Below are 23,460 nucleotides of genomic sequence, written 5' to 3' on the forward strand. Positions count from 1 at the left end.
TTTAGCTAGTTTTTTAGCTAAACGAGATTTGTTACGTGCTGCATTGTTTTTGTGAAGTAGACCTTTGTTAACTGCGCTGTCTAATTTCTTGCTAGCTTCAACATATAATTCTTTTGCGTTATCTGCATTGTTTTCTGCAGCTTGCTCGAATTTCTTAACAGCTGTACGCATTGCAGTACGTTGTGATGCATTGCGACTGTTGCGAGTTTCAGTTGTTTTTACACGTTTAATTGCTGATTTAATATTTGGCATTTCATTCACCTCCGCCCAAATTTATGAGGTAGTATCTATTATATATACCATACCTTTCAAAATTACACTAGAACAAATGCTATTATACCTAAATGGAGCGGATATTGCAATATTACTTTACTAATTTATTTATTTTTCCATGAAAAACATCGGAAGTGATTGAAAATAGCGAGCTCTACTGATATAATCTATCTTAGCTTGCCATCGTTTTAATAAGATGAGTTCGAATTCGGGAGCTGGAGAAATGAAGAAAGAAGAAATGCTAGAAAGACAAAAGAAAATAAGAAATTTTTCGATAATAGCACATATTGATCATGGTAAATCAACGCTTGCCGATCGTATCCTTGAAAAAACGAATGCTTTAACGCATCGGGAAATGAAGGCTCAATTGCTTGATTCGATGGACTTGGAACGTGAACGTGGAATTACAATTAAATTGAACGCCGTGGAATTATCCTATACGGCCAAAGATGGTGAAACATATATTTTTCACTTGATTGATACACCTGGACATGTCGATTTCACATATGAGGTGTCACGTAGTTTGGCGGCTTGTGAAGGTGCTATTTTAGTTGTAGATGCGGCACAAGGTATTGAAGCGCAGACGCTTGCCAATGTATATTTGGCGTTAGACAATGATTTGGAAATTATGCCTGTTATTAATAAAATTGATTTGCCGGCTGCTGAACCAGAACGGGTTCGTGGTGAAATTGAGGATGTTATTGGGCTAGATGCTTCAGATGCAGTGCTGGCATCGGCGAAATCTGGCATTGGTATTGAAGAAATTTTAGAGCAAGTGGTTGCTAAAATTCCTGCTCCAACAGGGGATATCGATGCGCCATTGAAGGCACTTATCTTTGATTCTGTATTTGATGCTTATCGTGGCGTTATCGCCAATATTCGAATCATGGAAGGCTCTGTGAAGGCCGGTGATAAAATTCGTATGATGGCAAATGGTCGTGAATTTGAAGTAACAGAAGTTGGTGTCTTCACTCCTAAATCGACGCCAAGAGATCAATTAATGGTCGGAGATGTTGGATATTTGACTGCGGCAATTAAGAATGTGAGCGACACAAGCGTTGGGGATACGATTACATTGGCTAATAACCCCGCCGCAGAAGCATTGCCAGGTTATCGTAAATTAAATCCTATGGTGTACTGTGGCTTGTATCCCATCGATTCTGCTAAATACAATGACTTGCGTGATGCACTGGAGAAATTAGAATTAAATGACTCGGCACTACAGTATGAGGCAGAAACCTCGCAGGCCTTAGGTTTTGGTTTTCGTTGTGGTTTCCTTGGTTTGCTCCATATGGAAATTATCCAAGAACGTATTGAGCGTGAGTTTAATATTGATTTGATTACAACGGCGCCAAGTGTTATCTATCACGTGAATTTAACAGACGGTACGCAAATCGTCGTTGATAATCCTGCTGAAATGCCGGAACCCGGTGTGATAGAATCGGTAGAAGAACCATATGTAAAAGCAACGATTATGGTTCCTAACGATTATGTTGGTGCTGTGATGGAACTTGCGCAAAATAAACGTGGCAATTTCATGACGATGGAGTATCTGGATGATATCCGTGTGAGTGTTATTTATGAAATGCCGCTTTCAGAAATTGTTTATGATTTTTTCGATCAGTTGAAATCGGGTACGAAAGGTTATGCTTCCTTTGATTATGAACTCATTGGTTATCGCCCATCGAAACTTGTGAAAATGGATATTCTGCTTAACAATGAGAAAGTTGATGCGCTTAGCTTTATTGTCCATCGTGATTTTTCGTATGATCGTGGGAAAATCATCGTCGAGAAATTAAAAGAACTTATTCCGCGTCAGCAGTTTGAAGTTCCGATTCAAGCAGCGATTAGCACGAAAATAGTTGCGCGTTCTACAATCAAAGCTTTGCGTAAGAACGTACTTGCTAAATGTTACGGTGGCGATGTTTCGCGTAAACGTAAATTACTTGAGAAACAAAAAGAAGGTAAAAAACGTATGAAGTCCATTGGTTCTGTTGAAGTACCACAAGAAGCATTTATGGCTATTTTGAAAATGGATGATAAATAAAGAGTTGGTAGGAAAAGCGATTTTCTCTGTGCTTAGGTAGAACAGAGAATTGTCGCTTTTTCCCTTAAAGAAATGAGTGAGTCAAAATGACCGCGGTATATATTCATATTCCGTTTTGTGAACATATTTGCTACTATTGTGATTTTAACAAAGTATTTTTAGAAGGTCAGCCAGTCGATGAATATGTCGATTTATTGATTAAAGAAATGGAAATATTGACGGAGAAGCATCCGATAAGTCCTGTTGAGACAGTATTTGTTGGTGGAGGAACGCCGACTACCTTGACCGAAGCGCAACTAGCCAAATTATGTTCTGCTATTTCGCGCCTTTTCCCGATGACGGAGAACGCAGAATTCAGTTTTGAGGCCAATCCTGGTGATTTATCGATTAGTAAACTACAAGTTATGAAAGATCATGGCGTCAATCGCTTAAGCATGGGTGTACAGAGCTTTAACAATGAATTGCTAAAGAAAATTGGACGCATCCATACTGTGGACGATGTATACCAATCTGTTAATAATGCAAAACAAGTTGGCTTTGAAAATGTGAGCATCGATCTTATTTTCAGTTTGCCAGGTCAAACGGAAGCCGATTTCGAAGACACTTTAACAAAAGCGCTCGACCTAGATTTACCGCATTACTCCGCGTATTCACTAATCATCGAACCAAAAACAATTTTCTACAACCTCATGCAAAAAGGCAAACTAATTCTGCCCGGCGAAGATGCAGAGGCAAATATGTACGAAAAATTAATGTCTACTATGGAAAAACACGGGCGAAAACAATACGAAATTAGTAACTTTGCGAAACCAGGCTACGAAAGTCGTCATAACATCGTCTATTGGAGCAACGAGCACTATTTCGGATTTGGCGCTGGCGCACATGGCTACATCGGAGAAACACGCTATGCGAACTACGGCCCACTCAAAAAATACATGCAGCCTCTACAAAACGACGAGCTACCAATCTTCCAACAAAAAGAACTCTCGCTCAAAGAAAAAATGGAAGAAGAAATGTTTCTCGGTTTACGCAAAGTCGCAGGGGTTGACAAAGCCCATTTTCAAGCTAAATTCGGTCAGTCGTTAGATACAATATTTGCTAACGCTATTGACAAAACCTCCGAAAAAGGCTGGCTAGAGTCTACGCCAGAAAGCGTCCGCTTAACACGACGAGGCCGTTTTTTAGGGAACAATGTTTTTCAGGAATTTTTGTAAGTATCACTCGGTTTCAGCTAATTAATACTTTAGTCTGAAATTGAGTGTTTTTTGTTGACAGTAGACGGTCGGAGTGGTAAATTTATAATTGTATTTAGCACTTAAACCTATCGAGTGCTAAAAGAGGTGATAGATATGTTAACCGAAAGGCAATTGCTTATTTTTCGTGCCATTATCGACCATTTCATCGAGACTGTGCAACCAGTTGGATCTAAGAACTTGCTGAAGGAAAACAACTTACCATTTAGTTCAGCGACGATTCGTAATGAGATGAGCGTGCTTGAAGAATACGGATTCATTGAGAAGACCCATTCTTCATCTGGACGTATTCCTTCTGAGAAAGGATATCGTTTCTATGTCGATTCTTTGCTAGATCCGCCGAAGCTTGATAAGCAGGATATTATGTCCATTCAATCGCTTTTTTCAGAGAATTACTTTGAAATGGAGCAGCTTATTCAGAAGTCAGCCTTGATGTTGTCGGATTTGACGAATTATACATCGATTTTACTTGGTCCAGCGTCGAAGCAGAACCGTCTAAGTGGTTTTCGTTTTGTACCAATTAATCGGCACCAAGCGATGCTAATACTCATTACGGATCAGGGACACATTGACAACCATGTTGTGACGATTCCTGAGACGATGACGCCAAGCGATATGGAGCGAGTTGTCAACATTTTGAATGAAAGGTTGGTTGGTTTACCGATTGATCAGATGAATGCGGTGATTCCCGCAGAGGTAGCTGAATTACTTCGAAGCAATATGGTTAACCACGAATTAATGCTTTCCATTTTGCAAGAGACCTTCCAACAAGTGAATAAGGAAAAAGTGTATTTTGGCGGCAAAACAAATATTTTGAATCAGCCGGAATTTCATGATTTTACGAAAGTTCGTGAGTTGCTACGGTTGATGGATCAAGAAAAAGATGTTTACCAGCTTTTTTCTAATATCCCTCAAGGCCTACATGTCAAGATTGGTACAGAAATCAATCATCAGCTTATGGAGAATTGTAGTATTATTACCGCAACGTACAGCATTGCTAATGAACATGTTGGAGGTATCGTCCTCCTCGGCCCGACACGGATGGAATACGACCGCATGATGGGCTTAGTTGATTTGGTAAGTCGTGATTTAACAACCGTTTTAACAAGGCTTTATCATGATAATCAAAAATAGAAGAGGTGACAAACGTGTCCGAACAGAAAAAATAAAAAAAGAAAAAGTAGCGCAAGAAATTGAAAAAGAAGCAGTGGAAGAGCTTCAAGAAGTGGAACAAGAGATGCATACGGTTCCCGAAGAAACTGCGAGCGAAGAAGAAGTAACATTAACAGAAGATGAGAAGCGTTTGCTTGAACTAGAAGAAAAGTTAGAAGCAGCAGAAGATCGTTATTTGCGTTTACAAGCTGACTTTGAAAACGTGAAGAAGCGTAACATTGCTGAGCGTACGGCGAATCAGAAATACCGTTCGCAAAGTATTGCCGAAGCACTTTTGCCGGCGCTTGATGGTTTCCAAAAAGCACTCGACACACAAAGTGACTCCGAGCAAATGGAAGCATTGCTTACAGGTATGAAGATGGTATATGGTCAAATTATGACAGCCCTAGAAGCGGAAGGTGTAGAAGCAATTCCAGCACTTGGCGAACAATTTGATCCGAATTTCCATCAAGCAGTAATGCAAGACGATGATGCATCCAAAGAAAGCAATGAAATCACGATGGAGCTTCAAAAAGGTTACAAACTAAAGGATCGCGTTATTCGTCCATCGATGGTAAAAGTAAACCAATAAACTATAAAATAATCAGGTTATATAGGAGGAAATGAAATTATGAGCAAAATTATCGGTATTGATTTAGGAACAACAAACTCAGCAGTAGCAGTTTTAGAAGGTGTAGAAGCAAAAATCATTCCAAATCCAGAAGGCGCACGCACAACACCATCCGTTGTAGGATTTAAAAACGGCGAACGTCAAGTTGGAGAAGTTGCCAAACGTGCAGCAATTACAAATCCTAATACTGTTGCTTCTATCAAACGCCACATGGGAACAGATTACAAAGAAAAAGTAGAAGATAAAGAATACTCACCACAAGAAATCAGCGCAATCATTTTGCAATACTTAAAAGGCTACGCAGAAGATTATCTTGGTGAAACAGTAGATAAAGCGGTTATCACTGTACCAGCTTATTTCAACGATGCGCAACGCCAAGCAACAAAAGATGCTGGTAAAATCGCAGGACTTGAAGTAGAGCGTATTATTAACGAACCGACAGCAGCAGCACTTGCTTACGGTATGGATAAAACAGAGAAAGACCAAACCATCCTTGTATTTGACCTTGGTGGCGGTACTTTTGACGTATCTATCCTTGAACTTGGCGACGGCGTATTCGAAGTTCACTCAACGGCCGGCGACAACCACTTAGGTGGGGACGATTTTGACCAAAAAATTATTGATTTCCTAGTTGCTGAATTCAAACGCGACAACGGAATTGACCTTTCTAAAGATAAAATGGCTTTACAACGCCTAAAAGACGCAGCTGAAAAAGCGAAAAAAAGACCTTTCTGGCGTAACTAGTACACAAATCTCACTACCATTTATCACAGCCGGAGAAGCAGGACCACTTCACTTAGAAGTAACGCTTACTCGTGCAAAATTTGACGAATTAACACATGACTTAGTAGAACGTACTATCGCACCAACTCGCCAAGCATTAAAAGACGCTGATCTTTCTGCTAGCGATATCGACGAAGTTATTCTTGTTGGTGGATCAACACGTATCCCAGCCGTTCAAGAAGCCATCAAAAAAGAGCTAGGTAAAGAACCACATAAAGGTGTAAATCCAGACGAAGTAGTAGCAATGGGTGCAGCGATTCAAGGCGGCGTAATCACTGGTGACGTAAAAGACGTTGTACTTCTTGACGTAACACCACTATCCCTAGGTATCGAAACAATGGGTGGCGTGATGACAACATTAATCGACCGCAACACCACTATTCCTACTTCAAAATCACAAACATTCTCAACAGCAGCAGACAACCAACCAGCAGTAGACATTCACGTCTTGCAAGGTGAACGCCCAATGGCTAAAGATAACAAAACACTTGGACGTTTCCAATTAACGGACTTGCCACCAGCACCACGTGGTATTCCACAAATCGAAGTATCATTTGACATCGATAAAAACGGTATCGTAACAGTTCGTGCGAAAGACTTAGGAACTGGTAAAGAACAAAATATCGTTATCAAATCTTCTTCAGGTCTAACAGACGAAGAAATCGAAAAAATGGTTAAAGATGCAGAAGCAAATGCTGAAGAAGATAAGAAAGTAAAAGAAAACGCAGAACTTCGTAACAATGCGGACCAATTAGTATTCACTGTCGATAAAACATTGAAAGAACTAGAAGGCAAAGTAGACGAAGAAGAAGTGAAAAAAGCAGAAGTAGCTCGCGATGAGTTGTCAGAGGCGCTAAACGGCGAAGATTTCGATGTAATCAAAGAAAAAACAGATGCTCTAAACGAAATCGTTCAAGCTCTTTCCGTAAAACTTTACGAACAGGCAGCAGCAGAACAACAAGCTGCTCAAGGTGAAAATCCAGAAGCTGGAGCTACAAATGACGATGTAGTTGACGCCGAGTTTGAAGAAGTAAACGATGACGACGCTAAGAAATAATCGTTTCATAAAATAAGAGAAAATCGGGTCAAAGCTCACTGGCTTTGACTCTTTCTCTTCGTAACGAGTTATGTTACAATACGATAGGAAATATAAACAGAAGAGACAAGGAGTGAGACGCAAAAAATGGCAAAACGTGATTATTATGAAGTGCTTGGCGTTTCCAAAGGCGCCTCAGCAGATGAGATAAAAAAAGCTTACCGTAAATTATCGAAGCAATATCATCCAGATATCAATAAAGAAGCTGGCGCTGATGAGAAATTTAAAGAAATATCAGAAGCATATGAAGTTCTGAGTGACGCATCCAAGCGCGCGCAATACGACCAATATGGACACGTCGATCCAAACCAAGGTTTTGGTGGTGGCGGATCATACGGCGGTGGTTTTGGTGGCCAAGGTTTCGGCGGTTTTGAAGATATTTTTGATACATTCTTTGGTGGAGGAGGTTCTGCTAGACAAGATCCTTCAGCACCACGCCAAGGTAGTGATATGCAATACACTATGCGCTTGAAGTTCAAGGAAGCCATTTTTGGAAAAGATGCTGAAATTGAAATTCCTCGTGAAGAAAGTTGCGACACATGTCATGGAAGTGGTGCCAAACCGGGAACGCATCCTGAAAAATGTTCTCACTGTGGCGGTAAAGGCTCTATTAATGTGGAGCAAAACACACCTTTTGGTCGTATTGTTAACAAGCGCACATGCCAATACTGTAACGGTACAGGTAAGGAAATCAAAGAAAAATGTGACACATGTCACGGCTCAGGCCGCATAACGAAAACGAAGAAAATCAAATTGAAAGTTCCAGCAGGTGTCGATGATGGGCAACAAATGCGCGTTGCTGGTGAAGGTGAAGGAGGCATTAATGGTGGCCCTAACGGAGATCTTTACGTCGTGTTTGTCGTATCTCGCGACGATTTCTTTGAACGCGAAGGCAATGATATTTATGTAGAGGTACCACTCACATTTGTTCAAGCTACACTTGGTGATGAAATCGATGTCCCGACGGTTCACGGCAAAGTTCGACTGAAAATCCCAGCTGGTACACAAACTGGTACAACATTCCGTCTGCGTAATAAAGGTGTCCCACATCTACGTGGTAATGGAACCGGTGACCAACATGTCATTGTGAAAGTTATTGTACCGAAAAAACTTGATGACAAGCAAAAAGACATTCTACGTGAATTCGCTGCAACAACTGGCGATAGAGTGGACGAAAACACGGAAGGTTTCTTCGACAAAATGAAAAAAGCATTCAAAGGTGAATAATAATAATCAAAAGGCTCGGATTGCGTAATAACGAGCCTTTTATTTAAGGAAATGAGGGACATAAAAATGAAATGGTCAGAAATTGAAATCCATTCAGTGAACGAAGCGGTAGAACCAATTACATATGCCCTAAACGATTCAGGTGCAAGCGGTGTTTCCATTGAAGACTCCGCAGATTTAACGCGCGAACACGAAGATCGTTTTGGCGAAATTTATGATTTACAGGCAGCTGATTATCCAGCAGAGGGCGTGATTATCAAGGCTTACTTTTTAACGACCGACGACTTTTTAGCGATGGTACCAGAAATTGAAGCGCGCATTCGTGGGCTTGCAGACTTTGACATTCCATTAGGCAACCTAACGTTCCAAGTCAATGAAGTAAACGACGAGGAATGGGCAACCGCGTGGAAAAAATATTATCATCCCGTAAAAATTACGGAGCATATCACTGTCGTACCAACATGGGAAGACTACATACCAGAAGCAGACGACGAAATGATTATCGAACTTGATCCAGGCATGGCATTCGGTACAGGCACACACCCAACTACACAATTATGCGTGCAAGCTTTAGAAAAAATCGTCAAACCAGGCGATGAAGTTATTGATGTAGGAACAGGCTCAGGCGTACTAAGCATTGCTAGTGCAAAACTCGGCGCCAAAAGCGTCTTAGCAACAGACCTTGACGAAGTTGCCGTTCGCGCTGCAAGAGAGAATATTGTACAAAACCATTGCGAAACTGTCGTGACAATCCAGCAAAATGATCTTTTAAAAGGTATTAATCAAAAAGTAGATGTCATCGTGGCTAATATTTTAGCAGAAGTGATTGTATTATTCCCGGAGGACGTATATGCAGCGCTGAAACCAAATGGTATTTTCATCGCATCAGGAATTATCGAGCCGAAGCGTGAAATGGTGACTGAAGCACTTATCGAAGCTGGTTTAACAGTCTACCATACAGAACAAATAACGGATTGGGTAGCTATTTACGCCAAGCGAGGTGAGTAAAGGTGCAACGATATTTTATTAATCAAATCGTAGATGATAAAGCACGAATTACAGGCGAGGATTTCCACCATATTGTTCGCGTTATGCGGATGAAACTGGAAGATTATGTTTGCCTTGTCACGCCAGATGAACAAACAGCCATTGCCGAATTAATCGAAATAGGCGATGACTTTGTCCAATTTAAAATCGTGTCACGGAAAGAAAGTACCTCTGAATTACCAGTGCACATAACCATCGCAAGCGGTTTACCAAAAGGCGACAAGCTCGAATTAATCACCCAAAAAGGAACCGAACTAGGCGCAAAATCATTTCTATCATTCCCGGCGAAACGCTCTATTTCCAAATGGGATAGTAAAAAAGCCCAGAAAAAAGTAGAACGACTGGATAAAATTGCAAAAGAAGCCGCAGAACAATCGCATCGCAGTGTTGTCCCAAGTTTCCAACATGTAATGTCATTCCAAGCGCTACTCGACGTCGCGCCTTCCTATGATTATATCGTTGTTGCTTATGAAGAGAGTGCTAAAGAGGGGGAATCTTCCGCTTTAGCCACACTTTTTGACCAAGTGGATCCCGGCGAATCAATTTTAGCAATTTTTGGGCCGGAAGGTGGTTTAGCTCCAGAAGAAATTGTTAAATTAGAAGCTGTGCAAGCGTTGAAAGTTGGTTTAGGACCACGAATTTTGCGAACAGAAACAGCACCGCTTTATTTTCTAGCAGCAGCCTCTTTTGCGTTTGAACTTGATAAAAATGGGTAAATGAAAATAAGATTGGTTGTCCTACTGAAAATAAATCATGAAAGTTAACGATTTCATGTTGACTAGCTTTGCGGATTGGTTTATAATTTTTAGTGAGTGAATGCAAATAGTTGTGCATTACTTTGGACTCATTCACAAGTTCGTCTTGTGCGAGGTGTTCAAATAGCTTAGGACATCCTTGTCCATTTAAGTGTCGGAGGGAGGGAAAGAGAGATGTCAAAAACAGTAGTTCGTAAAAACGAATCGCTTGAAGATGCTCTTCGTCGCTTTAAACGTACTGTTTCCAAAACAGGTACAATGCAAGAAGTTAGAAAGCGCGAATTTTATGAAAAACCAAGCGTAAAGCGTAAAAAGAAATCAGAAGCAGCGAGAAAACGCAAATTCTAATCGAAGGGACGATTTAAATACATGAGTCTCCTTAACCAACTGAATGAAGATATGAAGCAAGCGATGCGAGCGAAAGAAAAAGATAAACTTTCCGTTATCCGTATGCTTAAAGCGGCTTTGCAAAATGAAGCCATTCGTCTTGGTACAGATGATTTATCTCCTGACGACGAAGTAACTATTCTTTCCCGCGAAATGAAGCAGCGTCGCGATTCTCTAAATGAATTTGAGAAAGCAGGTCGTGAAGACTTGGTAGAACAATTGAAACAGGAAATCGTGATAGTTGAAGGTTATTTACCGAAGCAACTTTCCGAGGAAGAAATTGCTGAAATTGTAAAAGTGACGATCGAAGAAGTTGGTGCAACATCTCCAGCTGATTTTGGCAAAGTGATGACCGCTGTAATGCCTAAAGTAAAAGGTAAAGCAGACGGTAACGCAGTCAATAAATTCGTGAAACAATATCTTTCATAATTCAAAATCAAAGAGCCGAGTAGCCTCGGCTCTTTTTGTTGGCGTTTTTAGGAATAAAAATGACTAACGGCGCCAATATAAGCGTAAGCAAAGTGGTGAACTAATCCCTCAAGCTGTTTATCAACGCAAAAATAATACATAATTTCCGTAAACACGCCGAATAATACCCAAATGGAACGCTTTCGTGTATAATATAAGCACATAAACTTAATTTTAGAGTGAAGGGGTTATTTGGATGCCGACAGACCATGAAAATAAAAAGATTACGTTAGCGGACGGGTTTGATGCTAGGGAACTGTTTGGGAACAATGATGCACATATTGCTTTAATTGAAGATGCGTTCCAAGTACAGATTATCACTCGTGGCGAAATAATAACGATTCAAGGTGAAGAGGTAAATGAAGCGCATGCTGGAGCAGTTATTGATGCGCTTGTTCATGTCATTGTTAAAGGGATTCATGTCGATGAACGTGATGTGACGCAAGCAATCAAGATGGAGCAGAATGGCACGGTGGAATATTTTGCGAGCTTGTATGATGAAGAGATTACAGTAAATGCGAAGGGGAAAATGATTCGACCAAAAACGTTCGGGCAACGTAAATATGTGCGGACGATAGATAAATATGATGTTGTGTTTGGTATTGGTCCTGCTGGAACGGGGAAAACGTATTTGGCGGTTGTGAAGGCTGTTGCTGCTTGGAAGAAAGGGACAGTAAACAAAATTATTTTGACGCGTCCTGCGGTAGAAGCTGGGGAAAGTCTTGGGTTCTTGCCTGGTGATTTGAAAGAGAAGGTTGATCCTTATTTACGCCCTGTGTACGATGCTCTGTATGATATTTTCGGTGTAGAGCATACGACGCGATTGATGGACCGTGGTGTGATTGAGATTGCGCCGCTTGCCTATATGCGTGGTCGGACACTGGATAATGCGTTTGTTATTCTGGATGAAGCACAGAATACAACGGTTGCTCAGATGAAGATGTTCTTGACTCGTCTAGGCTTTGAATCGAAAATGATTGTTAATGGTGATACGACACAAATTGATTTACCAAAAGGTGCTACGAGTGGATTGGTGAATGCAGAGACAGTATTGCGTGACGTGAAAAACATCGGTTTTGTTTACTTTGAACATTTTGATGTGGTGCGACATCCACTTGTTGCTGAAATTATTAAAGCATATGAGGGAAAGCTGAAATAATTAGCACTAAATGATGTAAAAAAGGAGGTACATATGAAATTTCCAAAAAAAGGCGTTAATTGGTATTATAAATCGGGGAAGAAATACATAACGCCAGGCATCTTAATCTTCTTTTTTATTGTTGCTTTTGTGTTAATTTGTCAGATGGTGAAGCCAGAGTCTTATAATGTAAAGCTTTTTGAAGTGGCAGAAAAAACAATACGATCACCACAAACATTGGAAGATGCGGAGAAAACCAAAGAAGAGCAGTTAAAAGCCGCGGCGGATGTAGAAGATGTGTATGTTTTCAATCGTGAAACCGCACAGAATCGGCAGTCGCTTGTTTCATCACTATTTGCCTATGTTGGAGAAGTGAATCAAGAGGCTATAGAAAATGATGCGAAAAACAAGAAAGCCACTGATGATGCTAATAAAACAACAACTAAACCAATGACGATAAACCAAAAATTGACATCTTTGAAAGCGAAGTTATCAAAAAATGTATCTGAAAATGTCACGGAAGGTATTAGCGACACGATGCTATCGATATTGCTACGAATGAACTCGAAAGATTTAGCTGCTGTGGAGAAAGAAGTAGTTAGTGCGCTTGATGTGGCGATGGAGGAAAGTGTACGCAAAGATAATCTAACGGAAGTAAAAGTCGGTGCGCGTGATACGATTGAACTTTCCAATTTGTCGCCTAGCTACAAAGGTGTTGCGAAAGCGATTTTATCCTATGCAATTGTTCCTAACGAAGTCTACAGTGCAGAGCAAACTGTAGATCGCAGAAAAGAAGCATCTGCAAATGTTATTCCAGTGAAAATTCTGCAAGGTCAAGTCATTGTACAAGAAGGACAAATAATTGATCGCGAAATTTATCGTCAGTTAGCATTACTAAATCTACTAGATCAAAAAATGCCAATCAAGCAGTATGCAGGCTTTGGATTATTGTTAGTATCCCTCGCTTTAATGCTCTACTTCTTCACACAACGACAAAAAAATCTGGATTATGATAAGAAAAATCAAACGTTGCTTGTTTTTTCATCAGTATATGTCATTATTTTAGCCATGTTGGTCATTATTCGATATTTAGAAGGTGTTGATATTAGTAATATTTCCTTCTTATTCCCAGCTGCATTTGGGCCAATGATTATTAAGATATTACTAAATGAAAAGTTTGCATTTATGATTACGATTTTTACTGCAATTGCAAGTTTCTTCGTGTTTCAAAGTGATGCAACGGCGGCTGTTAATGTGACTGTTTCAACATATATTTTGCTTAGTGGATTGGCGAGTATTGTTGTGCTTCGTGATTATAGCAGGCGCTCGGCGATTTTGCAGTCAGGCTTTATTGTGGGCTTAGCGAATATTGCTTTTGTGTTTTTGCTCATGATGATTAGCAATGCGGGACTGGCGACATTTGCATTTTGGGTGCCAGTTGGCTATGCTTTCCTAGGTGGAATCGGCTCTTTTGTTCTTGGTATTGGGATTGTTCCAGTTTTTGAGACCGTGTTTGGAATGCTTACGACAAGTCGTCTGGTGGAATTGTCGAATCCGAATCATCCTTTGCTTAAGAAAATTTTGATGAAGTCTCCAGGAACATATCATCATAGTCTGATGGTTGCAAATCTCGCGGAATCTTGTGCGGATGCGATTGGTGCGAATAGTTTGCTTGTACGTGTCGGTTGTTTTTATCATGATATTGGCAAAACGTTGCGTCCACCTTATTTTGTGGAAAATCAGTTACATGGGATTAATCCACATGATCGATTGACACCAGAGCAAAGTCGCGATATTATTATTGCTCATACAACAGACGGCGCAGCGATTTTGCGAGACAATCGTTTTCCACAGCCAATTATTGATATTGCGTTGCAGCATCACGGAACGACGCTTGTGAGATATTTTTATCATAAGGCAAAAGAACAAAATCCAGATGTAAGCGAGCTGGAATTCCGTTACCCAGGCCCAAAACCGCAGACAAGAGAAATTGCAATTATCAATGTCGCGGATAGTGTTGAGGCTGCTGTTAGGTCATGTAATGAGCCAACGAAGGACAAGATTCGGGCGATTGTAAACAGTATTGTAGATGATCGGATTAAAGATAAACAGTTTATTGAATCGGATATTACATTCCAAGAAATAGAAGTTGTGCGTGAAACGTTATGTGCGACATTAAATGGCATTTATCATCAGCGAATTCAATATCCTGATGGCAAGTAAGGAGGATGGCAATGGTTTTAGAACTTGATATGATAGACGAAACAGAAGATTTGGCACCAGAAGCATTTGAATTAGTGGAGAACTTACTACAGTTCGCCGCAGCTAGATTAAAGATTCAAAATGATAGCGAGTTGACCGTTACATTTGTTGATAACGCTCGAATTCAGGAAATTAATCGGGACTATCGCGACAAGGATCAGCCGACCGATGTGATTTCGTTCGCTTTAGAAGAAATGGGCGATGGCGAAGTAGAAATAACTTGGAGTGAAGATATGGATGTTCCGCGTATTTTAGGAGACATAATCATTTCGACGGAGCGGGCAAAAGAACAAGCGAAAGAGTACGGGCATGGATTCGATCGCGAAGTAGGTTTCTTGGCGTTACACGGCCTCCTGCATCTTCTGGGGTATGATCATATCGAAGACGAGGACGAAAAAGAAATGTTTGCACTACAAAAAGAAGTGTTGGATGCGTATGGACTCGAAAGATAGAGTAAAAGCAACTGCAAATAGACGCTTTCGAAAATCATTTATCCATGCCGTTACAGGTGTTAAAACCGCAATTTTAGAAGAACGCCATATGCGTGTTCATATAACTGCGGGCATGATTGTTGTTATTTGTGGTGTTTTTTTCAAAGTAACGAAGATAGAATGGTTATTTCTTTTATTTTCGATTTTTAATGTATTGACATTTGAAATGATAAATACGGCTATTGAGCGAGCGGTAGACGTGGCAACGGAAGAATTTCATCCCTACGCTAAAAAAGCTAAAGATGTTGCAGCAGGAGCGGTGCTGCTTGCTTCGATTTGTTCGGCGGTTGTTGGATTAATCATTTTTGTACCTAAATTATTTTAGAAGGAGCTTTTTGTGATGAGAGAGAATAATTTGATTGCTTTAGCGAAACAAGCACGTGAAAATGCTTATGTGCCTTATTCTAAGTTTAAAGTTGGCGCGGCGCTTGTAACGACTGAGGATGAAGTTGTTATGGGTTGTAATATCGAGAACGCTTCCTACGGTTTGACGAATTGTGCGGAAAGAACGGCGATTTTCAAAGCAGTCTCAGAAGGCAAGCAGCATTTTAAAAAATTAGTCATTATTGCAGATACAGACGGTCCAGTTGCTCCATGTGGCGCTTGTCGTCAGGTGATTAGCGAGTTTTGTGAACCAGATATGCCAGTAGTTTTAACAAATATGAAAGGCGATGTAGCGGAAGTGACAGTTGGAGAACTGCTTCCAGGCGCCTTTACTCCGGAGGATTTAAATAAATGAGTGATATTTTCAAATCAGGTTTTGTAGCGATTGTTGGCCGTCCTAATGTAGGAAAATCAACATTATTAAACCAAATTATCGGGCAAAAAATTGCGATTATGAGTGATAAAGCCCAAACGACACGAAATAAAATTCAAGGTGTATACACGACCGACAAAGCACAAGTCGTATTCATAGATACACCAGGAATTCATAAACCAAAACATAAACTAGGCGATTTCATGGTAAAAATTGCGCTAAATACGTTCCGTGAAGTAGATATGATTTTCTTTGTAATCGATGCAGAGGCAGGTTTCGGTCGCGGCGATGAATTCATTATTGAAAAATTAAAGAACGTTGAAACACCAGTCTTCCTACTAATTAACAAAATCGATTTAGTGCATCCAGAAGTGCTAATTGATTTAATTGCAAAATACAGTGAAATGCTTGATTTCGAGGAGATTATTCCAATTTCGGCACTCCAAGGAAACAATGTGGAGACATTACTTGAAGAAACGACGAAACATCTGGAAGCTGGACCGATGTATTATCCAGAAGATCAAGTAACAGACCATCCAGAACGCTTTATTATTGCGGAGCTGATTCGCGAGCAAGTGCTTAAATTCACACACGAAGAAGTACCACATTCTGTAGCTGTCGTTATTGAGAGTATTGAAACCAATCCCGAAACGCAAAAACTGCACATCATGGCACAAATCATTGTAGAGCGCAGCACCCAAAAAGGTATTTTGATTGGTAAACAAGGTCAAATGCTAAAACAAATTGGCATGCGTGCTCGCAAAGAAATCGAGCTTCTACTTGGTTCAAAAGTGTATTTGGAAATTTGGGTAAAAGTGCAAAAAGGCTGGCGTGATAAAGAGCATTTTTTGCATGATTATGGGTTTGATCAAGATGAATATTAAATACCATTAAGATTGTTAAAGGCTGAGACAAACGCTCATGCCGTCTTTCATTGAAACCAACCATCATGAAAAAAGCTATTGATCTCCATTACGGTTCTTCTATCATAATAGAGATAGAAGAACTGCTGTAGGCCAGTAGCTTATTCTGGCTCCCCAAAAAGTTTTCTGAATGAGAGACCTCTCAATCGAATGGATTTGTGTATTGCAAGAAACACATCCTACTCGAAAAAATACTGTTCTCGGCTTATTTTGGATGAAAATCTAGTACTGTCTTAACGCTCTTAATGCAATATTATTAGAACTAGTCTCTCAGTATACTGCTAGTCTGTGATTCAAAAAAACTGACTACAATAAAACGCAAAGGTGGGCAACACTATAGACTATGTCAAGCCAATATTTATGAATTTAGCGTTACTATTGGAGGGTTTTAATTTATATTTTTTGAAAATTCAGTTATTTAAGAGGTTTGCGAGAGGCACAAGCAATTGCTTAAGCTTGCACCTCTATTTTTTACCTCAACAATTGGTATAGATCCATTTTTAAAAGATAGGGCATCCGTTGAGAGGACTAGTTTTTGAAAAGCCTTTCTTTTTTCATACTTAGCGAATATCACGGTATAGACCAATAACTTTACCTAAAATAGAGACATTATTGAGGATAATAGGCTCTAATGCGTCATTCTCAGGTTGAAGACGGAAATGGTTCGCTTCTTTATAAAATCTCTTACAAGTTGCTTCATTTTCTTCTGTCATTGCAACAACAATCTCACCATTGTTTGCAGAATTTTGCTGACGTACAATAACTTTGTCACCATCTAAAATTCCTGCATTGATCATACTTTCACCATCGATTTCAAGCATAAAGATTTCTGTTTCTCCGTTCGCCATGTATTCCGGAAGCGGGAAGTATTCATCAATGTTCTCAATCGCAGTAATAGGCATACCAGCAGTTACCTTACCGATTAAAGGGATATTGACAACGCTTGGTGTTGCTATATCATCATCCAAAGAAAGAATTTCAATCGCGCGCGGTTTGGTTGGGTCCCGTCGTATGAGTCCCTTTCCTTCTAGGCGAGCTAAGTGCCCATGTACGGTGGAACTCGAAGCTAAACCAACAGCTTCCCCAATCTCGCGTACAGAAGGTGGATAACCTTTATCCCTTACTTCAGACTTGATAAAGTCATAGATATCTTGTTGACGTTTTGATAGTTTCATTTTATTTCACCCCGCTTACTCTTTTGTTACTTCTTTTGTAACTCAAGTATAGCAAATAATTTATCGATATGCAAACAATTGTTCGATTTTTTGTTGACAAGATAGAACGAGTGTTCTATAATAAAGAAAAGCGAACATACATTCTTTTGGAGGGATAAAGATGACTTTTAAATCTATTTGGGATCGATATTATATTGCTATTATTTTTATTATTACTTGTTTTGTATTAGGGATTGTATTATTAATGGTAACAGTGAATCAGGCTGATACAGAATATAATGAGGTGAACATTGCGTCTGGAGATTCTATCTGGAGTTTAGCCGATGATTATGCAGGTCAGTACAAGATGAGCAAACAAGATTTTATTTCATGGGTAGAGAAGGAAAACCAATTGATTGATGGGAAGCTAACAGCGGGAGATAAGATTATCATTCCAGTAAAGCAGACCAATCTTGAACAAGATAATTCTATCCAGTTAGCGAACGAGTAAGGGTCATTACTTTAAAAAACGATACTTTTCATGTAAAATAGGCGTTAATCATCAAATGAAAAGAGGTTTTTAGATGTTTAAAGAATTCAAAGCTTTTATTGCAAAAGGAAACGCACTTGCGATGGCCATCGGGATTGTAATAGGCGCCGCATTTACAAGTATTGTTAATTCGTTGGTTGATGACATTATTATGCCACCTTTAGGATTGCTTATTGGTAATGTCGATTTTACTAATTTATTTTTAAGTTTGAATGGCACGCATTACGATACATTGAAAGCGGCACAGGATGCGGGTGCGCCAACAATTAATTATGGTTTATTTATCAATAATGTTATCAGTTTTTTAATTGTTACGTTTTCTGTCTTTTTAATTGTTAAGCTTATATCGAAATACATGCCTCTGGAGCCGAAGCAACCAGCGACGAAAGAGTGTCCTTATTGTTTGTCATCCGTTCCTGAGAAGGCAACCAAATGTCTTCACTGTACATCGGAGCTAGTAGTTACAGAAGGAAATACAATTGTTAATCAGGAATAGGAGAGAAGTGTTGTGCTAGAAAAAGCAAAGATTGAACGTATTAATGAATTATCTCGTAAAAAGAAGGACGGAACAATAACCGCTGATGAGAAAGTAGAACAAGATATGCTACGTCAAGAATATATCAAGTCATTTCGTAGCCAAGTTCGAACAACCATTGAACATACGACATTTATTGATCCGAATGGTGATGATGTGACACCTGATAAGATTAAACGTAAGCGTGAAGAACGAAATAAGTTACAGCAAGAAAATAGTGAATGAATCATCTATAATTTAAAAAGAATGTGTGGGGGCAAGTGTATTGTCCCCGCATTTTTCGAGTTAAAACGAACAAAAACAATCAATTTAACACATTTTTAAACATAAATATGTTTTTTAGTTGTGAAAAATGTTAGAAAGGATTATTATAAATTGTAGTGACTAAAACAAGAGAGGATGTTTCATTTGTTTGATAAAACTGATCAACTAGCAATAAATACTATTCGAACATTATCAATCGACGCAATTCAAAAAGCTAACTCTGGCCACCCAGGGCTTCCAATGGGAGCTGCACCTATGGCGTACGCTTTATGGTCCAAAGTTTTAAAGGTTAATCCAGCCAACTCACATTGGTTTAATCGAGATCGCTTTGTGCTTTCGGCAGGTCATGGATCGATGTTACTTTACAGTCTGTTACATTTAAGTGGTTATAAATTAGGTATTGAGGATTTGAAAGAATTCCGCCAATGGGATAGCAAAACACCTGGGCACCCTGAGGTTCACCATACAGACGGCGTAGATGCAACAACTGGTCCACTTGGTCAAGGGATTGCAATGGCTGTTGGTATGGCCATGGCAGAAAGACATTTAGAAGCAATGTATAATAAAGATGGTTTTCCAGTTGTAGATCATTACACATATGCACTATGCGGTGATGGAGACTTGATGGAAGGTGTTGCTTCTGAGGCGGCGTCTTTAGCAGGACACCAACAATTAGGTCGTTTGGTGCTTTTATATGATTCTAACGATATTTCACTTGATGGTGATTTGGATAAATCTTTTTCTGAAAGTGTTAAGCAGCGTTTTGAGTCTTACGGTTGGGAACATTTATTGGTAAAAGACGGTAATGATACAGCTGAAATTTTGGCGGCAATTGAAAAAGCGAAACAAAATACAACACAGCCAACGATGATTGAAGTGAAGACTGTTATTGGTTTTGGCGCTCCGAACGCAGGAACTAGCAAAGTTCATGGCGCTCCACTTGGCGCTGAAGGTGTGAAGGCAGCTAAAGCTGCATATGGTTGGGATTATGAAGAAGATTTCTACGTTCCAAGTGAAGTTTATGACCGCTTTAAAGAAACAATTGGAACTCGTGGTGCGCAAGAAGAAGCTGCTTGGAATGATATGTTTGCTTCTTATAAAGAGAAATATCCTGAGCTAGCTGCACAATTAGAACTTAGCTTAAGTGGAGAACTTCCAGAAGGATGGGATAAAGATTTACCATCTTATGGTGATAATCAATCACTTGCCAGTCGTGCTTCTAGTGGTGAAGTAATTAATGCCTTAGCAGCCAAGTTACCTCAATTATTTGGAGGATCGGCTGATTTAGCTGGATCAAACAATACAAATATTGCGACAGATGGCGAATTTACAAAAGAAACACCTGCAGATCGCAATATCTGGTTCGGTGTTCGTGAATTTGCAATGGGAGCTGCTTTGAATGGTATGGCACTTCATACAGGTCTTAAAGTGTACGGTGGAACATTCTTCGTATTCTCAGACTATTTGCGTGCAGCAATTCGTTTGTCAGCGATTCAACACTTGCCAGTAAACTATGTGTTAACGCATGATAGTATTGCTGTCGGAGAAGACGGTCCCACACATGAGCCTGTAGAACAAGTTGCATCACTTCGCGCAATGCCGGGTCTAACAGTACTTCGTCCAGCAGATGGTAACGAAGTCGTTGCAGCTTGGAAAATCGCGATTACATCGAATAATCGCCCAACAGCACTAGTGTTGACTCGTCAAAACTTGCCAACATTGCCAAACTCGGCAAAACTAGCAGAAGAAGGCGTGGCAAAAGGAGCATACGTCTTATCACCAGCGAAAAAAGATGTCCCTGATGTGCTTCTTTTAGCGACGGGTTCTGAAGTGAACTTAGCTGTGAAAGCACAAGCAGAATTAGCGAAAGACGGTATTGACGCATCTGTTGTTAGTATCCCATCGTTTGATTTGTTTGAACAACAATCAGCAGAGTATAAGGAAAGTGTTCTACCAAATGCTGTTCGTAAACGCGTGTCAATTGAAATGGGTGCGACACTTGGTTGGGAACGTTATGTGGGGCTTGATGGCAAAACGATCGGTATCGATAAATTTGGCGCATCTGCACCAGGTAATACAATTATTGAGAACTATGGCTTTACAGTTGAACATGTTGTGAAAACTGTAAAATCGTTATAATCAGCAGATAAAGATAAAATGGCGCGGGACGGCTAGTTTGACTAGTGCAGTTCCGCGTTTTTTTTTGTAAAGAAAATGCGTAATGAGGATTGTACAAATAAGTCGTTGGTGGTATAATGAGGCAGTTGTGTTTTTTAAACTTTTATTGGTCTCGAATGTGGAAAAACTATTGTTTTGACCTGATAAATCAAGTACAATAAGAGGGATAGATAGTTTCGAGGAGGAGAAAGAGAATATGTTGTGGTATATACTTATCGGCGTACTTTGCTTGCTTGCAGGTTTAGCGCTTGGATTCTTTATTGCAAGACGTTACATGATGACGTATCTGAAGAAGAACCCGCCAATTAACGAACAAATGTTGCAAATGATGATGGCCCAAATGGGAATGAAACCATCGCAAAAGAAAATTAATCAAATGATGAATGCAATGGGTAAACAACAAGAAAAAGAAGCGAAGACTAAGAAGAAAAAATAATGAAATAGGGCTTCATTGCACTGATTCGTTTTTGTAATAATAGTCGTGTAAGTTCTTTGACTGACCGCACGCTCTGATTTTACGTGGTGATACGTAATTTTGGAGGGTGTTTTTTTGTGTTGTGAAAGACTTGGTAGGAGCTTATCTAAGGTGTGCGTGATAAAATGGACAAATATATGAAAAACTGCTTGGAGGCGATGGAATGAATGAGAAGTTGAAGCGTGAAGTGAAGCGGAATGAGGAAAGAATGATTGCTTTTCGAAGGGATTTACATAGGCATCCGGAGTTGTCGTGGCAGGAAATTCGGACGACGAATCGTGTGGTAGAGGAATTGGGACGGATTGGATTGGAATGTCGACGGATGGAGCCAACGGGTGTTGTGGCGGAATTGGTTGGTGGGAAGCCGGGCAAGGTGGTGGCTTTGCGTGCGGATATGGATGCGTTGCCAGTGATGGAGCTTAGTGAGACATTGGCGTATAAATCGAAAAATGAGGGGAAAATGCATGCGTGTGGGCATGATGCGCATACAGCGATGTTGTTGAACGCTGCGGAGGCGCTAGTTTCGGTGAAAGATCAGATATGTGGGACGGTGCGCTTTATTTTTCAGCCGGCTGAAGAGATTACGGAAGGCGCAGAGGCGATGATTGAGCAGGGTGTGATGACGGGTGTGGATAATGTGTTCGGGATTCATATTTGGTCGCAAATGCCGATGAATACGATTTCGTGTAATGTGGGCCCGGTTTTTGCATCGGCGGATGTTGTGGAAGTGCATTTTACGGGACGGGGAGGTCATGGTGCGATGCCACATGCGTGTGTGGATGCTTCGGTTGTTGCTTCGGCTTTTGTGATGGGCGCGCAGGCACTTGTTTCGCGGGAAACGGATCCACTGGAACCGGCAGGTTTTTACGGTTGGTCGAATGGATGTTGGGACGCGCTATAATGTGATTGCGGAGCATGCTGTTTTGGAAGGAACGGTACGCGCATTTAACCCGCAAGTTCGTGAAAACTTGGAGCAGGCGATTCGTCGGTATGCAGAACATGTGGCGGCTATGTATGGTGCGACGGCGGATGTGACGTATCGATATGGGACACATGCTGTGGTTAATGAGGCGGATAGTGCGATGTTAGCGCAGCGTGTTGTGACAGATAGTTTTGGCAGTGATGTGTTGTTTTCTGATCGACCAACGACGGCGGGCGAGGATTTTAGTTATTATTTGCAAGATACGCCGGGATGCTTCGCGCTTGTCGGTTCGGGGAATGCTGAAAAAGATACGGAATGGGCGCATCACCATGGGCGTTTTAATGTGGATGAGGATGCGATGGTTCTGGGCGCAGAGCTTTATGCGCAATATGCGTTTGCGTATTTGACGGAGAATCCTTTTTAAGGGTTCTTTGTCTGTGAATTTACAATTTACTTGAATCTTTTAAAGAAATCGGTTACACTAGTTTCTGTAAACAAATTCGAAAAGGAGGTAAGGACGATGAAGAAGATAATTGGATTTGATGTGAAGACCATTATTGTAGGGAAGGACCGTTTTTCAGCGTCCATTATATCGAGGGAGATGTGCACGTTTATTTAAGGGACTCCTACGGCTTAAATTCGATATAGATTTCCAAACAGTAATGGACAAAGCAAGATGTGTCCGTTATTTT

General features: G+C 40.3%; 21 protein-coding genes and 3 pseudogenes. 22 read left to right on the forward strand and 2 right to left on the reverse strand.

Features of this window, described 5'->3' with window-relative positions; translation table 11 throughout:
• A pseudogene (gene rpsT / locus PRIP_RS02310) lies at positions 1–252 on the reverse strand (30S ribosomal protein S20); the annotation flags it as partial.
• 244 nt (positions 253–496) lie between these two features.
• On the opposite strand from rpsT, the gene lepA reads away from it, so the two are divergent.
• The 16 genes and pseudogenes from lepA (at position 497) to era (ending at position 16,651) form a co-directional block, all read left to right on the forward strand.
• On the forward strand, positions 497–2,320 hold the full coding sequence (lepA, locus tag PRIP_RS02315; protein WP_036099225.1) for a translation elongation factor 4: 1,824 nt from the start codon (positions 497–499) through the stop codon (positions 2,318–2,320).
• Positions 2,321–2,406: 86 nt separating this feature from the next.
• Complete coding sequence (gene hemW / locus PRIP_RS02320) at positions 2,407–3,534, forward strand: radical SAM family heme chaperone HemW (RefSeq protein WP_036099227.1); 1,128 nt, start codon at positions 2,407–2,409, stop codon at positions 3,532–3,534.
• A gap of 135 nt (positions 3,535–3,669) precedes the next feature.
• Positions 3,670–4,707, forward strand: coding sequence for a heat-inducible transcriptional repressor HrcA (gene hrcA / locus PRIP_RS02325; protein WP_036099228.1), 1,038 nt, complete (start codon positions 3,670–3,672; stop codon positions 4,705–4,707).
• Complete coding sequence (grpE, locus tag PRIP_RS02330) at positions 4,691–5,317, forward strand: nucleotide exchange factor GrpE (RefSeq protein ID WP_052008680.1); 627 nt, start codon at positions 4,691–4,693, stop codon at positions 5,315–5,317. The genes hrcA and grpE overlap by 17 nt, the downstream gene beginning before the upstream one ends.
• A 39-nt stretch (positions 5,318–5,356) precedes the next feature.
• A pseudogene (gene dnaK, locus PRIP_RS02335) lies at positions 5,357–7,196 on the forward strand (molecular chaperone DnaK).
• 126 nt (positions 7,197–7,322) lie between these two features.
• Positions 7,323–8,462, forward strand: a complete 1,140-nt coding sequence (gene dnaJ, locus PRIP_RS02340; RefSeq protein ID WP_036099229.1) for a molecular chaperone DnaJ — start codon at positions 7,323–7,325, stop codon at positions 8,460–8,462.
• A 66-nt stretch (positions 8,463–8,528) separates the two neighbouring features.
• Entirely contained in the window at positions 8,529–9,470 is a 942-nt protein-coding gene (gene prmA / locus PRIP_RS02345; RefSeq protein WP_036099231.1) for a 50S ribosomal protein L11 methyltransferase, read from the forward strand.
• A 2-nt stretch (positions 9,471–9,472) separates the two neighbouring features.
• Positions 9,473–10,225, forward strand: a complete 753-nt coding sequence (locus tag PRIP_RS02350; protein WP_036099233.1) for a 16S rRNA (uracil(1498)-N(3))-methyltransferase — start codon at positions 9,473–9,475, stop codon at positions 10,223–10,225.
• Positions 10,226–10,438: 213 nt separating this feature from the next.
• A complete protein-coding gene (rpsU, locus tag PRIP_RS02355; protein WP_036061859.1) occupies positions 10,439–10,612 on the forward strand; it encodes a 30S ribosomal protein S21 in 174 nt (57 codons plus the stop codon).
• A 21-nt stretch (positions 10,613–10,633) separates the two neighbouring features.
• Positions 10,634–11,080, forward strand: a complete 447-nt coding sequence (locus PRIP_RS02360) for a GatB/YqeY domain-containing protein (RefSeq protein ID WP_036099234.1) — start codon at positions 10,634–10,636, stop codon at positions 11,078–11,080.
• Positions 11,081–11,315: 235 nt separating this feature from the next.
• A complete protein-coding gene (locus tag PRIP_RS02365) occupies positions 11,316–12,278 on the forward strand; it encodes a PhoH family protein (RefSeq protein WP_036099236.1) in 963 nt (320 codons plus the stop codon).
• 33 nt (positions 12,279–12,311) lie between these two features.
• Positions 12,312–14,480: an HD family phosphohydrolase gene (locus PRIP_RS02370; protein ID WP_036099237.1), complete on the forward strand. Its 2,169-nt coding sequence runs from the start codon at positions 12,312–12,314 to the stop codon at positions 14,478–14,480.
• Positions 14,481–14,491: 11 nt separating this feature from the next.
• Entirely contained in the window at positions 14,492–14,971 is a 480-nt protein-coding gene (gene ybeY, locus PRIP_RS02375; protein WP_036099239.1) for an rRNA maturation RNase YbeY, read from the forward strand.
• Positions 14,949–15,335, forward strand: a complete 387-nt coding sequence (locus tag PRIP_RS02380) for a diacylglycerol kinase family protein (RefSeq protein ID WP_036099240.1) — start codon at positions 14,949–14,951, stop codon at positions 15,333–15,335. The genes ybeY and PRIP_RS02380 overlap by 23 nt, the downstream gene beginning before the upstream one ends.
• 15 nt (positions 15,336–15,350) lie before the next feature.
• Complete coding sequence (locus PRIP_RS02385) at positions 15,351–15,749, forward strand: cytidine deaminase (RefSeq protein WP_036099242.1); 399 nt, start codon at positions 15,351–15,353, stop codon at positions 15,747–15,749.
• Positions 15,746–16,651: a GTPase Era gene (era, locus tag PRIP_RS02390; protein WP_036099244.1), complete on the forward strand. Its 906-nt coding sequence runs from the start codon at positions 15,746–15,748 to the stop codon at positions 16,649–16,651. The genes PRIP_RS02385 and era overlap by 4 nt, the downstream gene beginning before the upstream one ends.
• Before the next feature lie 599 nt (positions 16,652–17,250).
• Here the strand turns inward: era and lexA are convergent.
• Positions 17,251–17,865 carry a transcriptional repressor LexA gene (gene lexA, locus PRIP_RS02395; RefSeq protein WP_036099245.1) on the reverse strand — a complete coding sequence of 205 codons (615 nt, stop codon included), beginning with the start codon at positions 17,863–17,865 and terminating at the stop codon, positions 17,251–17,253.
• 160 nt (positions 17,866–18,025) lie between these two features.
• On the opposite strand from lexA, the gene yneA reads away from it, so the two are divergent.
• The 6 genes and pseudogenes from yneA to PRIP_RS02425 all read left to right on the forward strand — a co-directional run bounded on the left by yneA (position 18,026) and on the right by PRIP_RS02425 (position 23,192).
• Entirely contained in the window at positions 18,026–18,355 is a 330-nt protein-coding gene (gene yneA, locus PRIP_RS02400) for a cell division suppressor protein YneA (protein ID WP_036099246.1), read from the forward strand.
• Positions 18,356–18,428: 73 nt separating this feature from the next.
• On the forward strand, positions 18,429–18,890 hold the full coding sequence (gene mscL, locus PRIP_RS02405) for a large conductance mechanosensitive channel protein MscL (protein ID WP_052008681.1): 462 nt from the start codon (positions 18,429–18,431) through the stop codon (positions 18,888–18,890).
• Positions 18,891–18,902: 12 nt separating this feature from the next.
• Complete coding sequence (locus PRIP_RS02410; protein WP_036099249.1) at positions 18,903–19,154, forward strand: DUF896 domain-containing protein; 252 nt, start codon at positions 18,903–18,905, stop codon at positions 19,152–19,154.
• 183 nt (positions 19,155–19,337) lie between these two features.
• A complete protein-coding gene (gene tkt / locus PRIP_RS02415) occupies positions 19,338–21,332 on the forward strand; it encodes a transketolase (protein WP_036099251.1) in 1,995 nt (664 codons plus the stop codon).
• Between the two features lie 238 nt (positions 21,333–21,570).
• On the forward strand, positions 21,571–21,807 hold the full coding sequence (locus PRIP_RS02420; protein WP_114982960.1) for a YneF family protein: 237 nt from the start codon (positions 21,571–21,573) through the stop codon (positions 21,805–21,807).
• Positions 21,808–22,009: 202 nt separating this feature from the next.
• Positions 22,010–23,192: pseudogene (locus tag PRIP_RS02425) on the forward strand (amidohydrolase).
• Positions 23,193–23,460 lie beyond the last annotated feature (268 nt).

This window comes from Paenilisteria riparia FSL S10-1204, from assembly GCF_000525995.1.
Classification (GTDB): domain Bacteria; phylum Bacillota; class Bacilli; order Lactobacillales; family Listeriaceae; genus Listeria_A; species Listeria_A riparia.

Bases quoted from the DNA above. Each gene is read 5' to 3' on its own strand.
- lexA (WP_036099245.1), bottom strand. From the start codon at position 17,865: ATGAAACTATCAAAACGTCAACAAGATATCTATGACTTTATCAAGTCT.
- PRIP_RS02380 (WP_036099240.1), top strand. From the start codon at position 14,949: ATGCGTATGGACTCGAAAGATAGAGTAAAAGCAACTGCAAATAGACGC.
- yneA (WP_036099246.1), top strand. From the start codon at position 18,026: ATGACTTTTAAATCTATTTGGGATCGATATTATATTGCTATTATTTTT.
- hrcA (WP_036099228.1), top strand. From the start codon at position 3,670: ATGTTAACCGAAAGGCAATTGCTTATTTTTCGTGCCATTATCGACCAT.
- PRIP_RS02385 (WP_036099242.1), top strand. From the start codon at position 15,351: ATGAGAGAGAATAATTTGATTGCTTTAGCGAAACAAGCACGTGAAAAT.
- rpsU (WP_036061859.1), top strand. From the start codon at position 10,439: ATGTCAAAAACAGTAGTTCGTAAAAACGAATCGCTTGAAGATGCTCTT.
- PRIP_RS02365 (WP_036099236.1), top strand. From the start codon at position 11,316: ATGCCGACAGACCATGAAAATAAAAAGATTACGTTAGCGGACGGGTTT.
- prmA (WP_036099231.1), top strand. From the start codon at position 8,529: ATGAAATGGTCAGAAATTGAAATCCATTCAGTGAACGAAGCGGTAGAA.
- grpE (WP_052008680.1), top strand. From the start codon at position 4,691: ATGATAATCAAAAATAGAAGAGGTGACAAACGTGTCCGAACAGAAAAA.
- PRIP_RS02360 (WP_036099234.1), top strand. From the start codon at position 10,634: ATGAGTCTCCTTAACCAACTGAATGAAGATATGAAGCAAGCGATGCGA.
- ybeY (WP_036099239.1), top strand. From the start codon at position 14,492: ATGGTTTTAGAACTTGATATGATAGACGAAACAGAAGATTTGGCACCA.
- era (WP_036099244.1), top strand. From the start codon at position 15,746: ATGAGTGATATTTTCAAATCAGGTTTTGTAGCGATTGTTGGCCGTCCT.
- mscL (WP_052008681.1), top strand. From the start codon at position 18,429: ATGTTTAAAGAATTCAAAGCTTTTATTGCAAAAGGAAACGCACTTGCG.
- PRIP_RS02370 (WP_036099237.1), top strand. From the start codon at position 12,312: ATGAAATTTCCAAAAAAAGGCGTTAATTGGTATTATAAATCGGGGAAG.
- dnaJ (WP_036099229.1), top strand. From the start codon at position 7,323: ATGGCAAAACGTGATTATTATGAAGTGCTTGGCGTTTCCAAAGGCGCC.
- lepA (WP_036099225.1), top strand. From the start codon at position 497: ATGAAGAAAGAAGAAATGCTAGAAAGACAAAAGAAAATAAGAAATTTT.
- hemW (WP_036099227.1), top strand. From the start codon at position 2,407: ATGACCGCGGTATATATTCATATTCCGTTTTGTGAACATATTTGCTAC.